General features: G+C 64.2%; 8 protein-coding genes. 3 read left to right on the forward strand and 5 right to left on the reverse strand.

Annotation, left to right across the window (positions count from 1 at the left end; genetic code table 11):
- Positions 1-42: 42 nt before the first annotated feature.
- The 4 genes from JOH52_RS07875 to JOH52_RS07890 form a co-directional block, all read right to left on the reverse strand.
- A complete protein-coding gene (locus JOH52_RS07875) occupies positions 43-411 on the reverse strand; it encodes a hypothetical protein (RefSeq protein WP_003528566.1) in 369 nt (122 codons plus the stop codon).
- Between the two features lie 142 nt (positions 412-553).
- Complete coding sequence (locus tag JOH52_RS07880; RefSeq protein WP_013844891.1) at positions 554-6163, reverse strand: translocation/assembly module TamB domain-containing protein; 5610 nt, start codon at positions 6161-6163, stop codon at positions 554-556.
- A 122-nt stretch (positions 6164-6285) separates the two neighbouring features.
- Positions 6286-8199 carry an autotransporter assembly complex protein TamA gene (locus JOH52_RS07885; protein ID WP_013844890.1) on the reverse strand — a complete coding sequence of 638 codons (1914 nt, stop codon included), beginning with the start codon at positions 8197-8199 and terminating at the stop codon, positions 6286-6288.
- Positions 8200-8479: 280 nt separating this feature from the next.
- Positions 8480-9355, reverse strand: a complete 876-nt coding sequence (locus JOH52_RS07890) for an alpha/beta fold hydrolase (RefSeq protein WP_010970342.1) — start codon at positions 9353-9355, stop codon at positions 8480-8482.
- Positions 9356-9562: 207 nt separating this feature from the next.
- Here JOH52_RS07890 and JOH52_RS07895 point away from each other — a divergent pair, with 207 nt between their 5' ends.
- On the forward strand, positions 9563-11335 hold the full coding sequence (locus tag JOH52_RS07895) for an adenylate/guanylate cyclase domain-containing protein (RefSeq protein ID WP_010970341.1): 1773 nt from the start codon (positions 9563-9565) through the stop codon (positions 11333-11335).
- A gap of 264 nt (positions 11336-11599) precedes the next feature.
- Here JOH52_RS07895 and JOH52_RS07900 read toward each other — a convergent pair whose 3' ends face one another.
- On the reverse strand, positions 11600-11851 hold the full coding sequence (locus JOH52_RS07900; RefSeq protein ID WP_003528572.1) for a glycine zipper domain-containing protein: 252 nt from the start codon (positions 11849-11851) through the stop codon (positions 11600-11602).
- A 422-nt stretch (positions 11852-12273) separates the two neighbouring features.
- On the opposite strand from JOH52_RS07900, the gene JOH52_RS07905 reads away from it, so the two are divergent.
- Positions 12274-12762: a (2Fe-2S)-binding protein gene (locus tag JOH52_RS07905; RefSeq protein ID WP_010970340.1), complete on the forward strand. Its 489-nt coding sequence runs from the start codon at positions 12274-12276 to the stop codon at positions 12760-12762.
- A gap of 101 nt (positions 12763-12863) precedes the next feature.
- The gene (locus JOH52_RS07910) at positions 12864-15209 is read left to right on the forward strand and encodes a xanthine dehydrogenase family protein molybdopterin-binding subunit (protein WP_010970339.1); all 2346 of its coding nucleotides are present in this window, start codon (positions 12864-12866) and stop codon (positions 15207-15209) included.
- Position 15210: the final 1 nt, after the last annotated feature.

Below are 15210 nucleotides of genomic sequence, written 5' to 3' on the forward strand. Positions count from 1 at the left end.
AATTCCGGGACGGAAAACCCGCTAGGCACTTTTATGGGATTGCTAGAAGCGCGTGAAGCCCGCAAGTGGGTTCATGATCTGTCCGCGGCCGTCGCTGAGGAATTGGGACAGGCCGGCTGCGACCTCGTCGCTCGGATTGCCGTAAACCTCGAACTTCTCGACGCTGCAATGTTTCGATACCGCCCGGATGTGGGGGTCCGATATTTCCCAATGGCGCAGAACGTCTTCGCAATTCCGGTAGAGCTGAAAGCTGACCGCACGCATCTCCTGCTCGTCGATGAAAGTCCGGACCATGATTTGAGGTCCGTTTCGCTCGACGAATTCGATCGCCTGCCTCACCGCTTCGCGAAAGGGTTCCAAGCTGCCCTCGGTGATCTTCATCACGTTCCGGAAGAGTATCTGCTCGGTCATGTCGTACCTCCGTGTCCGTTACACGGAGTGATTTCTGCGACCTCAACCGTACTTGAGGTCAAGACTCCGGTTCAAAAATAACGGAACGGCCGAGACGATGAACCGCCCGCCGAGATCGGCGGGCGTGCGGCATCGTCAGGGATCAATATTCCCTCTCGAAGAAGATGCCTCCGGCGGCCGAACCGTCGCCGGCCGCTTCGCCCTTCAGCTTCACGCCGCGGCCGATGTCGAGGTTGATGACCGCCTTGCTGGAAGCGGAGTCCGAGCCCTGTTGCAGTTCGAGATAGGTGCGGTCGTTCAGATATTTGCCGGCGCGGACCTGGGCGCCGCCGCTCTCGTCGGTCGTGATGTCGAGATCGTCGACGCCGAGCTTGTTGCGCAGGCCGTCGAGGAGCGAGGTCGACCCGCCGCCGGCAAGCTGGCCCACGGCCGAGGCGAGCTGGGCGATCTGGAAGGCGGAAAGATTGTTCAGCGACCGGTTGAAGATGAGCTGCGCCAGGATCTCGTCCTGCGGCAGGGCCGGCGACGAGGAGAAGGTCACCGTCGGGTTGTTGGCCGGGCCGGCGACGTTGACGGTGATCGTCGTCGAACCGGCGCTCGAGGTCGCGTCGAGATCGAGCGTCGGAATGAGGTCGCCGCCGAAACCGATATGACCGTCGGTGAAGGTCAGCCGCTTGCCGAGGATCTCCAGGCGCCCGCGGCGCATGTCGAACCCACCGGAAACGATCGGCTGGACGGCGGTGCCGCGGATGGTCAGATCGCCGCCGAGTTCGGCATCGATTCCGCGTCCGCGCACGAAGAACTGGCCCGGTGAACTGACGGCGAGATCGAAGGCGATCGCGCCGCTTGCCTCGGTGCCGGCGGACGTATCCCGGCGCAGGTCTCTGGTCATTTGCCGCACCCGGGGTGGGGCGTTGCGGTGTTTGATGTCGATCTGCGAGAGCGAAGCCGGCAGCCTCTCCGGTATGGTGATCGCGGCCCTGCGGATCGTCAGCCTTCCGCCAAGCACGGGAGTCGAGACGAGGGGGCCGTTGAGCGTCAGGTCGCCTGCAAGGTTGGCGGTGAACAGCGTGCCGTCGACATAGGTCGCATTGTTGAGCCGGATTCTGAGATTCGCCGGGAAACCGGAGCCGGGGACGATGCCCACGGTTCCGCTCGCCTCGATCGATCCGCCGCTGGCGAGATTGGCCGAGAGGCGAGAGATCGTCGCCTGCCTGCCGTCGAGTGCGACATTGGCGGTGAGGTCGTTGAGGGCCAGATTGCGGCGAACGTCCACGAGCCGGGCTCCGGCGGTCGAGACCGTGCCGGCAATCTGCGGCGCCTTTGCCGGGCCGGAAAGCGAAAGGTCGACCTTGGCCGATCCGGTCAGGGTGAAGCCCTGTTCCGCCATGATATTGGCGAGCAGCGCGAAGGGTACGTCGCCGGCGAATTTCATCGAGATCGGCATGTTGCCGCCAAGCTCGACATTGCCGCCGCCCCGGAAGGAAAGGTCTCCCGGCCCGGAGACCGTGGCATCGACGGTCACCCGGTTGTCGGCGAAGCGCCCCTTTGCAGCAATCTCCAGCGACGATACGCCGGCGCCGCGCGCTGCTGCGACCGAGGCGCCGCTCCATCTGAGGTCGTAGACGACCACCGGAGCCGCTGCCGTTCCGCCCACGTCCACCGTCCCGGCGATCGTGCCTTCCGCCCCGAGCGTCGGGGCGAAGGTGTTGATCAGTGCGGCAGGCAGCGCATTGAGTCTTGCCGAAATGTCGAGCGTCGGTCCGGCAGAGCCGGCGACCGTGATGGTGCCCTTGGAAGCCTCGATGGTCAGGGCATCGAGGAGCACCGTGCCGTTCTCGATCGCGACGATGGTCGGGCGTGCAAGCTTCAGCGGTATCCGCTTGGGCGTTGCCGCGAAAGAGGCGAGGCGGACTTCGGTGCGGCCGCCGCTTGCGACCATGTCGCCTTTTGCCGAAAGCGGACCGCCGTCATATCTGCCGTCGACGGTAAAGCCGGTCCTGCCGCCCTGCTGATCGAAGGTGAGATTGAGGCCGGTGACACGGTTTTGACCCTGAGCGACGTTTTCCGCTCTGACGCTTCCCCTGACCGCGAGTGCCGCCACATCGGCGATGCTGATATCGGCGACCGGCTTTGCGATCGTCAGATCGCCGCGCTTGATGCCGCTGCCGTTCGCTTTCAGCGAAAGGGAGGTCACGCCGTTCGCCGTTCTGATCGCTGCCGAACCGGAGAGGTCTCCCGAGACCTTCTCGCCGGCCATGGCGGCAAGAAGGCCGAGATCGGGGAGATTGAAGTCGATCGTGCCCTCGGGCTTGAAGTCTGCCGTCAGGTCGATCGCACCGGTCAATCTGTTGTCGCCGACCTTCGCCTCCAGGGTCGGGATCGAGGTGCGGCCGTCCTTCGAGACCACCTCGGCCTTCACGTCGATCGCCTGGCCGTCCAGAGCCCCCGTCGCCGTCAGCTTCGCCTCCGGACTGCCGGGTTTCGCCGTTGCATCGGCGGTGATCACGAAATCCGAAAGCGTGCGTCCCGCAAGGACCGCGCCGCTGGAGGTCACTTCCGCCTTGACGCCGAGCGCGTCGAGCGGCCCGGACAGGTCGGCGCTGAAGGCGGCCTTGCCTTCGGCTTCAGCGAGCAGCTTGCCGAGATCCGGCAATGCGCCCGCTATCTCGGCCGTCAACGCGCCCTCGGCAAGTGCGGCCGAACCGGTGGCGTTGACGGTATCGGATTTGACTTCGAGCGCGCTCAGTTCGACGGTGCCGCCGGCGCCTGTCTCGACCTTGCCGGAGACGGTGATCGGCGCATCGAATTTTGCGCCGATGCCGGGCGGCAGCACGGCGGGTTCGGCAACGAACTGGAAATTCGCCTCGGCCGTGTTGTCGGCGCGGTCGAGGCTGGCCGTCACGTCCCCGCGAAAGCCCGCGCGTTCGATGGCCAAGGGGTCGAGGCGGATGCTGTCCTCAGCGACGGTCACCGTTCCCTTCGCCGACAGGTCCTCTGCCGTTATGCCGGCCGACCGCACGGAGGCGATCGAGGCGCCGCTCCAGGTGAGATCGTAGCGGACGACGGGTGCCGCGCCATTCCCGGCAATGTCCACCTTGCCTGTAATCTTGCCCTCGGCCCCGAGCGTCGGCGCGACGGTATGGATCAAGGTGGCGGGCAGGTCGCTGATATCCGCCGAAATATCGAGGGTCTCGCCTGCCGTACCGGTCACGGCGACCGTGCCCGTCGATGCCTGGATCGTCAGCCCATCGATATGCACAACGCCGTTTTCGATGGCGATGACGCTCGGCCGGGCAAGCTGCAGGGGGATGCGCCTGGCTGTCGCCGAGGCCGATGCAAGGCTTATCTCGGTCCGGCCGTCACGGCTCGCGAGATCGCCGGTCGCCGCAAGCGGAGCGCCTTCAAATTCGGCACCGACCGAGAAACCCGTTCTTTCCGCCTCTTGCTCGAAGGCGATATCGATGTCCGTCAGGCGGTTTTCGCCTTGAACGACGCTTTCGGCCCGGACACCGCCCTTGATCGCCAGCCGGGCAAGATTGGCGACGGTAACGTCGACCACGGGCTTGGCAACGGTCAATGCGTCACGCCTGATGCTTTCGCCGCGGGCCGTCAGCGCGAGCGACGTGACGCCGTCGGCGGTCCGGATCGTCGCGGAGCCGGCAAGATCGCCGGATGCCTGCTGCCCGGCCATGGCGGCAAGGAGGCCGAGATCGGGCAGGTTGAAGTCGATCGTCCCGTTCGGCTTGAAGTCGGCTGTAAGCTCCATCGCACCGATGAGGCGGTTGTCGCCGATCTTTGCCTCGAGGGTGGGGATCGAGGTGCGGCCGTCCCGGGTGACGACGTCGGCGCGGACGTCGATCGCCTGACCGTCGAGGGTGCCGGTTGCCGTCAGTTTCGCTTCGGGGCTCCCTGGCGTCACGGTGGCATCGGCATTGACGACGAGATCGTCCAATGTGCGACCGGCGAGCGTCGCTCCGCTTGAGGTTATCTCTGCTTCGATGCCGAGCTTGTTCAGTGGGCCGGAGGCGACCGCGTGGAAGGCGGCCGAGCCCTCCGCATCGGCGAGCAGCCGTCCGAGTTCGGGCAGCGTTCCCTGGATGTCCGCACTCAAAGTGCTTCCGGCAAGCGCAACCGAGCCGGAGGCGTCGACCGCACCGGACTTGATGTCGAGTTCGCTCAGCCGGACGCTGCCGTCCTGTTCCACGACTGCGTTGCCCGCAAGGGCGATGGTTCTGTCGAACTTGTCGGCGAGCCCCGGCGGGAGGACCTCTCGCACGGCAAAGACCTTGAATGCCGCCTCGAGCGTCGTTTCGGTGCGATCGAAGCTGCCGGTGACCGTGCCGCCGATGCTTGCGCTTTCGATCTCCAGCGGGTCGAAACGGATGTCTTCCGGGGTGACGGCGATGGTGCCGTCGAGCTTAAGGGGCGCCTGCACCGCCCGATCGAGCTCGGCATTTGCAAAGCGGCTCTCGCCGACTTCGACGGTCGTCTTCAGGGGACCCGACCGGCTCTCCAGGTTGAACGCGTCGCTCCGTGCCGACAGCCGGATGCCGCCGAGCCGTCCCTGCGGCAGGTTCACGGACGGGACATTGGCGGCGATATCGAGGATTGCCGACTGCCCGTCGCCGATCAGCGACAGGTTTGCGGTGTCGACAAGCGCCTGCAACTCGCCGTCTTTCAGCGGCCAGCGGAAATCGAAAGGCCCGCTCGTACCGGCGAGCCTTGCCTGGAGGTTGTTCTCGCCGCGGCTGTCGACCGTGCCGGAGACATCGAGCGTCATGGCGCCGGTCGAAACCTTGCCTGCATCGATCCGGACCTTGCTCGTGCCGTCGAAGGCGGCCGTCAGGTCGATCCTGCTCTCCCCTTCGAAGAGAGGCCTGAAGGCCGGTGGCATCAGCGTGGCGAAAGCGCCGCCGCCGGATACGGTAAGCATGTGCATTCCCTCGGCCGCGAGCACGTGCTGCCCGTCGAGCCGAAGGATCTCGCTTCCGTCGAGCGTAACCGTACCCGAGCCCGCCCAGTCGGAAAGCGGTCCCTGTCCGGTCACGGTCATGTTGACGGCAGGTTCTCCCGGCAGGCGGAGCAGTCTCGCCAGAAGGCCGGCCTTCGGCTCCGCGAGCTCGGCTTCAAGCTTCAGCTGGTTGCCGGCCGGGTTGAAGACGAGATCGGCGGTCGCGCGCGCATCCGGGCGGTCCCGTTCGGCGGCATCGAGCACGAGAGCGATGCTGGAATTCGTCGCGTCGACCTTGCCTCTGGCAGTCAGGAAATGATCCTCGCCGGCAATCTGTTTGCCGAGCACGATTTCCTTGAGATCGAAGGCATCGATCTTCACGTCAACCGGAAGGGCAAACGTCGAGCGCACTTCCCGGGTTTCGGTCGAGGGGACCGGCAGCCGCTCGACGCGGACCGAGCCGGCCGAAATCCTGCTCGAGTCGAAGCGAAGCGAGAATAGTTCGGCCGGCGACCAGTCGACCGAAAGGTCGCGGACCTCGGCATAAATGCCTTCGCCATCGAAGAGCGTAATCGTGCCGGCCGTGAAGTCGCCGGTCAGAAGCGCGCCCGGGTCGGCGATGCGTACGATCTGGTCGGGGGTCGCCGCATATTTCTCGATCGCCCAGGCGACAACGCGGGCGCCGGGCACCGTGAAGCCCAGAAAGCCGACGAGCAGGAGGAGCACGACCACGAGAGTGCCGAGAGCGGCGAAGAAGTACCGCAGCGCAGATCGAAGGAAAAGGGTGACCTGATTCATGTCCTATCCATAGTCCATGTTGCGCCGCTCTGGAATCGGTAGAGTGCCGGCACATTGCCCGGCAGGCGGGACTTCGCTTATCTTACCACGGTGTAGCGCGCATGCAGCAAATAGTCCGGGCATCAGAAGGACTGGCCGATACCGGCATAGATTCCGTAATCGGTGCCCCCCGGATACTTGTTGAGCGGCACGGCGAAGTCGAGCCGGATCGGCCCGAATGGCGTCGCATAGCGCAGACCGATGCCCGCGCCGGCCCGGATGTCGGAGAAATCGGGCGCTGTGCTATCCGAAACCGTACCGGCATCGATGAAGGGCACGACGCCGATCGTATCGGTGACGGCGATGCGGGCTTCGAGGGAGCCGCTCACATAGGAGCGGCCGCCGGTCAGTTCGTCATCGGCGTCGCGGGGGCTGATCTCCTGGTAGGAATAGCCGCGCACCGACCCGCCGCCGCCGAGGAAGAACCGCCGGGTCGCTGGAATATCGGAGAGTTCGTCGCCACCGACGAGCACGCCCGCGCCGAGCTTGCCGGCCAGCACGAAGCGCTTTTCGGTCCCAAACGCGTAATAGCCGGACGCGGAAGCTTCGAAGGAGCTGAAAAAGGTCTTTCCCTCGATCTCGTAGCTCGGCTTGGCATTGATCAGCGCCCTGTAGCCCTCCGTCGGGTTCAGCTTGTCATCGCGTGCGTCGCGGACATATTCGAACGGGAGGGCGGCGGTGATATAGGAATTCGAGCCGAAAGCGTCGTCGACATCCGCCCAGCCCACTTCCGCGCCGACGGAGAACGTGTCTTCGGGCGAAAGCTCGAAGGCGGCGCCGGCCGCGGCGGTAACCGTTTTGGCACTATAGGCATCCGGATCGACGATCGCCGCCTTGACGCTTGCGGTAAAGGTCGAGGCCGGTCCGAAGGCGCCGGGTTTCGCGAAGAGAATGCCGGCCGAATAATCGAGGCCGGCGACATCGGTGGTCTCGCCGAGGCGATCGACCGAGCCTTCGATCCGAAGCGATTCGGCACGTCCGAAGAGATTGCGATGGCCCCAATAGCCCTGGAGGCCAAGGCCGTCCGTGGTCGAGACCTGTCCGCCGAAACCGAAATAGCGGTGCTTGCCTTCCGATACCTGGATGTTCATCGGGATCGTGCCGTCGGGCGCGAGCCCGTCGGCTTCGTTGATGGTGACGCTGGAAAAGACATTCAACTGCCGCAGCCGCTCGGCGGCCTTGCGAATATTCTCCGGCGAATATGGGCGACCGTGGTTCAGGCGGGAATAATCCTTGACGAAATCCGGATCGACCGTTCTGGCGCCGCTGACCGTCAGGTTGCCGACGGGCGCGACCGGGCCGCCATCGGCGCGGATCGTCACGTCGACCGTGGAAGTCGCGTGATCCGCAACGACGCTGCGCTCGGCGAGCTTGGCCAGGGGCCTGCTCTGTTCCTTGAGATCGTTCACGATCTGCTCGCCCGCCTTGATGATCAAGGTCGAGTCGGCGCGGGCGCCGCGCTTAAGGTCGTAGGCGGCGGGATCGAGCCGCGCCGCGTCTCCCTCGAGCCTGACCGTGCCCAGCGTGAATGCCGGCCCGGGAGCAACGCGAACCACGACCGGCACGGGCTGGCCGTCGGGGAAAGCCGGGTCCGGGGGTAGGCTGTCAATGTCCTGGCCGTTGACCAGGATGCTGACCGTGCCGCCGTAACGCGCCTTTTCGTAGAGGACGGCGAGGAGCCGATCGCGGTCGTCGCGCGCCTTGATCGCCAGGCCAAGATCGCCCGAGACCGGTTCTTCCTGATCCTGAACGAGCTGCGAGCCGTTTTCCAGCGCCTCCCGGAGCTCCTCGTCATCCGTTCCCGGCTCGAAAGTCAGCGTATAGCGAACCGGGTCTATGACCTGCACTTCTTCTTCCGCGCTTTCGAAGAAGCGCATTCCGAAGATCTTGAACGCGTGGGCCTGCTCGACGGAAACCGGGCCGAGCACGGCCGAGGCCACGATTGTGAGCGCGGTCGCTGTCTTCCAGTGCGCAATACTCGATCGTGGTGGAGACATTCCTCTCCGCATCCCGTTTCAGGCGACTCTGTACCAACTGCCTGCATACGCGGCGTCGGCCACCGTAGCAGGACATAGTTTTCCATCTGTTAACGATGACCGCCCGCCGCATCCACCCCGAAGCGGCGATTCGACGACGATTTTTTGGCAGAAAGGACTCGGCCTGTGGTGCTTCAGGCACAACGTATATGCGTTCACTTATACGGCGTAAGCGGCTTCTGCCACAAAGCGGGCCCGCATCGACGGTCAGCTCAAGTAGCGACCGCTGGAAGCGAGGGTCTCATTTCGCCGACGCGCGCGCGAGGAAATTTCGGCAGAGGGAGACGACCTCGGACAGGTTGGTCTCCAGCAACCAATGGCCTCCATCGATGAGATGCAGTTCGGCATCCGGCAGGTCGCGGAGATAGGCTCGGGCGGAGCCTTCGGGCATGTAGCCGTCCTGCGGACCCCAGACAATCAGCGCCGGCGGCCGATGTTCGCGAAGGTAACTCTGGTAGCGATCGAACCAGGCGAGATTCTCCCGCAGCCCCGCGATCACGTCTATGGCGATCTCACGCCGCTTGGCCGTTGTCAGCGACCAATGGAGCTTCCAGAGGTCGGGAGAAATCCGCTCGGCAAGCTCGGGCCGGACGTCGTTGAGGAACTCGTCGCGGTATCCTTCCTCGCTTACGGCTTCGCCGAGTTTGGTCCGGCCCTCCGGCGTGGGATTGCGGAAATACTCCTGCAACGGCGCGTATTTAGGTCCGAGCTCATCCTCGTAGATGTCGCCATTTTGGATGATCAGTGCGGAAATCCGCTCCGGCCGGCGAATGGCCAGCCGAAGGCCGATCTGAGAGCCGAAGTCATGTAGATAAAGTGCGAAACGATCCAGGCCCAGGCGCCGGACGAAGGCCTCCAGAAAATCTGCGAAGCCATCGAAGCCATAGGCGAAGTCGTCCGGCGTGTCGCTGTATCCGGATCCAGGGAAATCCGGAGCGACAAGCCTCCACCGGTCGGCCAGCAGCGGCATGAAATTGCGAAACTCGTAGGACGAGCACGGGTAGCCGTGGGGAAGGAGCACGACCGGCGCGTCCGGCGGTCCGGCTTCCCGATAGAAGACCCGGATGCCGTCCAGATCGAGGAAGCGGTGTTTCACGAAATCGGGCGAATTGGTCATAGGAGCACCTCGCATGCGCTGACCGGTGCCGAACAATGAGCGCATGCGATGGTTCCATGCCTGTCGGCTGGCCGCTCGGCAGCTTCTTTTCAAGTTGATGCTAATTTAGATAGGCGATCACATCGGGGTGCGATAGAGTCGCCCTGGACCGCTTGAACCCGGGAGTCCGGAAGAAGGTGCTCCCGCCAAACGTTTGTTGGCAAACCGATGGAACAGAGACTAGCCGCAGTGCTGGCAGCCGATATGGCAGGCTATAGCCGCCTGATGGAGGCCGATGAAGCGGGCACGGTCGCCCGCCTCAGGACTCACCGGATAGAACTGATCGATCCGGCCATAGCAAAGAACAAGGGTCACCTCATCAAGACCACCGGCGACGGCATGCTGGTCGAATTCCAGAGCGTGACCGACGCGGTAAAATGCGCCGTCGAAATCCAGAGCCGCATGAAGCGGCGCAATGCCGACGTGGCGCAGGACCGGCGGATCGAATTCAGGATCGGCATCAATCTCGGCGACATCATCTTCGACGAGGACGACATCTTCGGCGACGGCGTGAATATCGCCGCCCGTATCGAGCAACTGGCCGATGTGGGCGGCATCTGCGTGACGGCTGCGGTGGCGACGCAAGTCGCCGACCGGATCGATGTCCCCATCGAGGATCTGGGCGAGAAGATGCTGAAGAATATCAGCCGCCCGATCCACCTCTTCCGAGTCGGGATCGAGGGGCCTGTCCTGCCGCCCTTCCCGGAGGCCACGGATGCGCCGCGCGCCATTTCCAAACCCTCGATAGTGGTGCTGCCGTTCGACAATATGAGCGGCGATCCCGACCAGGAGTTTTTCGCAGACGGCCTGACGGAGGACATCATCACCGAGCTGTCCCGCCGGCACGAGCTGTTCGTCATCTCGCGCAACTCCAGCTTCGTCTATAAGAACCAGCCGGTAAACGTGCGTGAGGTGGCCGAGAAGCTCGGAGCGCAATACCTGGTGGAGGGCAGCGTCCGCAAGATCGGCGACCGCGTGCGCGTGACGGTCCAGCTCATCGATGCGGTCAACGACGCTCATATCTGGGCCGACAAATACGACCGGAGACTGGACGACATCTTCGCCATCCAGGACGAGGTGACGGCGGCGATAGCGGCAACGCTCCCGGGGCGCGTCGAGGCCGCGCAGCGGGACCTGCTCGCCCGGACGAAGCCGGCGAATATGGCCGCATACGAATGCGCCCTTGCCGCCAAGGTGCTGCATCACCGGAGCACGGTCGCGGATAACGAGCAGGCCCAGGCCCTCATCGACAGGGCGGTCGCGCTCGATCCCGGCTATGCGCATGCCCATGCCTGGCGGGCCTGCATCCTCGGGCAAGCGTGGGTCCACGGCTGGTGCGAAGACAAGGATGCGGTCTGGGCCGAGATCGTTGCCGAGCTTGACCGGGCGCTGGCGCTCGACGACAACGACGCCGACGTCCATCGCATCCTCGCCGCGGTGAACGTAAACAACAATGCGCTGACGACGGCGCGCTACCACCAGGAGCGTGCCCTTTCCCTCAATCCCAATTACGACCTGGTGGTGGTTCAGCAGGGCGAATTGCTGACCTGGCTGGGGCGACCGGAAGAGGGGGTGGAGTGGATCCGCAAGGCCATGCAGCTCAACCCCCATCATCCGGAACGCTTCTGGAGCCATCTCGGCAAGGCTCACTTCGCCGCCCGGCAGTATGGAGAGGCGATCGAGGCCTTCATGCACCTCTCGGTGCTGGACCACGTCCAGCATGCATTCGTCGCGGCCTGCTACGGCTGGCTCGGGGATGACATTGCGGCTCATGCGCATATGGAGAAGGTCCGGACGCTGGCCCCGGATTTCGACCTCGACGCCTTTCTCGCCACGCAGCATTACGTCCAGGAATCGGACCTGCAACACCTCAGCGAAGGGCTTGTCAAAGCGGGAGCGAAGGGCGGATCGGCGGCGGCGAACGGAATTGCAGCGCAATAGCGGCCCTTCGGGACATGAAGGCCCCGGATCGTTCCGGAGCCCGTCTTAGACTAAGGCCTGTTGAGATTCGGGATACCCGCCGCGGCTCGTTTGATCCCTCATCCCTGTGCTTGTCACAGGGATTCAGCCAGACCAAGTCCTTGGGCTGAAAGAACTCTTCCCGCACCGCAGACGCGGCGCTGCCCTCATCTCTGCGACAAGCACAGAGATGAGGGTTTTGTCCTTTGACCGGCTACGATCAAAGGACAAATGCAGTAGCTGCAATCAGCAGCGGTCGATGTAGCGGCGGCCGTAGCGGTCGCGGTAGTAGCACTGGCCCGGCTGGTCGGTGACGTGGCCGATCACGGCGCCGGATACGCCGCCGATCGCCGCGCCGACTGCCGCACCGCGGACGTCACCGGTGACCGCGCCCCCGATGATTGCCCCCGATACGGCGCCGATGCCGGCACCCTTTTCGGTTTGCGTGCAGCTCGCGACCGACAGGGCGACCAACACAAGCGCGATGGCTTTCTTCATGATGTCCTCTCCGATTTCGACGGATTCAGCGTGCCGCCTCGTCCGCCCCATAGTGATGGGAGGGTGCGAACCGCGGCCCTCCACTTGAACTTGCATTCGGAACATAACCCGCCGCCGAGGAAAATGCACGGATACGGCGAGATCGTTCTTATGCAACATAATGCGATCTTTCCTGAACGGAACATGAAGGCGCTGTTTCCGGCGTTACATACGCGCTCGCATTTTTTTGCCCCTTGTGGCGCGAAACGGTTGCGGCAGCCCGAAAAAAAGACAAATGTTACAACGTCGCCATGCGGGCTCGGGAGGAGCGGACCGCTGGCGGAAGGGCAATCGATATCGGTCGGCGCGTACTTCGAGTCGCGTGAACGCATCTCACCCGATTTGAAGCCGCGCTCGACTCTGGACCGACCCGGAGGAGCGAAATGGCGAAAATAACGATGACGGTCAACGGCCGCCAGGTAAGTGGTACCTGCGACGACCGAACGCTGCTGGTGCACTTTATCCGCGAAAATCTCGGCCTGACCGGGACGCATGTCGGCTGCGAAACGACGCAGTGCGGCGCATGCGTCGTTCACATGGACGGGCAATCGGTGAAAAGCTGTTCCATCCTTGCCGCCCAGGCGGCCGGCTCGGCGATCACGACGATCGAGGGCTTGGCGTCCAACGGCGAGCTTCACCCGGTCCAGGCGGCTTTCAAGACGTATCACGGACTGCAATGCGGCTTCTGCACGCCGGGAATGGTCATGACCGCCGTCGACATGATCCGGCGACATGGCGGCAATCTTGACGAGGCGACGGTACGGGCCGAGCTGGAAGGCAACATCTGTCGCTGCACCGGCTATCACAACATCGTCCAGGCGATCCTCGCCGCCGCGGCCGAGACGGGCGGCGCTCGCCAGGCGGCAGAATGAGGAAACCCAAAGGGAGCGCGATGCTGACGGAGCATCGCACTCGATTTTCGTCATTCCGCTCAAGCGGAAATTCGTTGCAGGACTTCGGGAGGAGATAAGCAATGGGCGTTGAAGGCATCGGCGCGCGGGTGGCGCGCAAGGAAGACAAGCGCTTCCTGACCGGCAAGGGGCGCTATACGGACGACATGGTCGTGCCCGGCATGAAATATGCGGTTTTCGTGCGCAGCCCGCATGCGCATGCGACCATCAGGAGCATCGACGCAACGTCGGCCAAGTCCATGCCCGGCGTGATCGACGTACTCGACGGCAAGCAGTTGCTGGCGGATGGGATCGGCAATCTCATCTGTGGCTGGATGATCCACTCGAAGGACGGCTCGCCGATGCGCATGGGCGCCTGGCGGCCGCTTGCCCACGAGACCGTGCGCTATGTCGGCGATGCGGTGGCGATCGTGGTCGCCGACAGTGTTGCGCAAGCGCGCGACGCGGCGGAGGCTGTGGTCGTGGATTACGAAACCCTGCCGGTCGTCACCGAAACGCTCCAGGCACTTGGCGAGGGCGAGCCGCAGATCCATCCGGAAGCGCCGGGCAATCTGATCTTCGATTGGGAGCTTGGCGACGCGGGCGCGGCCGATCAGGCGATCGCTGCGGCGGCGCACGTCACGGAACTGAAGATCATCAACAACCGCCTGTCGCCGAATGCGATGGAGCCGCGCGCGACGCTCGGAATCTATGATGCCGGCGACGACCATTTCACCTGCTACACCACCAGCCAGAACCCGCATCTTGCCCGGCTGGTGATGAGCGCCTTCTACAATGTCGCGCCGGAGAACAAGCTCCGGGTGATCGCTCCCGACGTCGGTGGCGGCTTCGGGTCCAAGATTTTCATCTATCCGGAAGAGATCGTCTGTCTGTGGGCCTCTAAGCGCACCGGCGTGCCGGTGAAATGGACCGCGGACCGCACCGAGGCCTTCCTGACGGACGCACACGGCCGCGACCATGTGTCGACGGTGAAGATGGCTTTCGACAGCAGCAACCGGATCACCGCGCTCAAGGTCGACACTATAGCCAATCTCGGCGCCTATATGTCTCTCTTCTCCTCCTGCGTGCCGACCTACCTCTATGCGACGCTCCTCTCCGGACAATATGCAATCCCGGCGATCCATGCCAATGTCCGCACCGTCTATACCAATACCGCGCCGGTCGACGCCTATCGCGGCGCCGGGCGGCCGGAGGCCACATACCTCCTGGAGCGCACGATCGAGACGGCCGCGCGCGAACTCGGCATTTCCCCCGCGGAACTCCGGCGCATCAACTTCATCCGCACCTTCCCCCATCAGACGCCGGTGATCATGAACTATGACGCGGGCGATTACGAAGCGTCGCTCAGGGGGGCGATGGAGGCGGCCGACTGGGACGGTTTCGCCGCGCGCAAGGCGGAAGCCGAGCGGCGGGGAATGAAGCGCGGCATCGGCATGAGCTGCTATATCGAAGCCTGCGGACTGGCGCCTTCCGCCGCCGTCGGTTCGCTCGGCGCCGGCGTCGGCCTGTGGGAATCGGCCGAGGTCAGGGTCAACGCGGTCGGCACCATCGAGGTGATGACCGGCTCGCACAGCCACGGCCAGGGGCACGAAACGACCTTCGCCCAGGTGGTTGCGGAGCGTTTCGGCGTGCCGATCGACAGCGTCAACATCGTCCATGGCGATACGGACAAGGTGCAGATGGGCATGGGAACCTATGGTTCCCGCTCCGGCGCCGTCGGCATGTCGGCCGTCTTCAAGGCGCTCGACAAGGTCGAGGCCAAGGCGAAAAGGATTGCGGCCCACATGATGGAGGCGGACGAGAGCGACATCGTCATCGAAGACGGCGCGCTCAAGGTGGCCGGTACCGACAGGTCAGTCCCCTGGTCGCAGGTGGCGCTTGCTTCCTATACGGCCCATAACCTGCCGCCCGGAATGGAGCCCGGCCTCAAGGAGGGCGCCTTCTACGATCCGAGCAACTTCACCTTCCCGGCGGGTTGCTACATCTGCGAAGTGGAGGTGGATCCGGAAACCGGCCGGACGAAGATCGTGCAGTTCGTCGCGGCGGACGATTTCGGCAATATCATCAACCCGCTGATCGTCGAGGGCCAGGTGCATGGCGGGCTGGCGCAGGGCATCGGCCAGGCGCTGCTCGAAGGGGTGCATTACGACCAGAGCGGTCAGCTGCTGACGGCGAGCTACATGGACTACGCGATGCCGCGCGCCGACGACCTGCCTTCGTTCACGGTGACAACCTCGAATACGCCCTGCCCGAGCAACCCGCTCGGCGTCAAGGGCTGCGGCGAGGCGGGCGCGATCGGCTCGCCGCCGGCGCTGATCAACGCCATCACGGACGCGATCGGCACCAACGAGCTCACCATGCCGGCGACCCCGCAGAAGGTCTGGGTCGCGGTGCATAGCGCGCATTGAT

The organism is Sinorhizobium meliloti (genome assembly GCF_017876815.1).
Lineage (GTDB): Bacteria > Pseudomonadota > Alphaproteobacteria > Rhizobiales > Rhizobiaceae > Sinorhizobium > Sinorhizobium meliloti.

Bases quoted from the DNA above. Each gene is read 5' to 3' on its own strand.
- JOH52_RS07875 (WP_003528566.1), bottom strand. From the start codon at position 411: ATGACCGAGCAGATACTCTTCCGGAACGTGATGAAGATCACCGAGGGC.
- JOH52_RS07880 (WP_013844891.1), bottom strand. From the start codon at position 6,163: ATGAATCAGGTCACCCTTTTCCTTCGATCTGCGCTGCGGTACTTCTTC.
- JOH52_RS07885 (WP_013844890.1), bottom strand. From the start codon at position 8,199: ATGTCTCCACCACGATCGAGTATTGCGCACTGGAAGACAGCGACCGCG.
- JOH52_RS07890 (WP_010970342.1), bottom strand. From the start codon at position 9,355: ATGACCAATTCGCCCGATTTCGTGAAACACCGCTTCCTCGATCTGGAC.
- JOH52_RS07895 (WP_010970341.1), top strand. From the start codon at position 9,563: ATGGAACAGAGACTAGCCGCAGTGCTGGCAGCCGATATGGCAGGCTAT.
- JOH52_RS07900 (WP_003528572.1), bottom strand. From the start codon at position 11,851: ATGAAGAAAGCCATCGCGCTTGTGTTGGTCGCCCTGTCGGTCGCGAGC.
- JOH52_RS07905 (WP_010970340.1), top strand. From the start codon at position 12,274: ATGGCGAAAATAACGATGACGGTCAACGGCCGCCAGGTAAGTGGTACC.
- JOH52_RS07910 (WP_010970339.1), top strand. From the start codon at position 12,864: ATGGGCGTTGAAGGCATCGGCGCGCGGGTGGCGCGCAAGGAAGACAAG.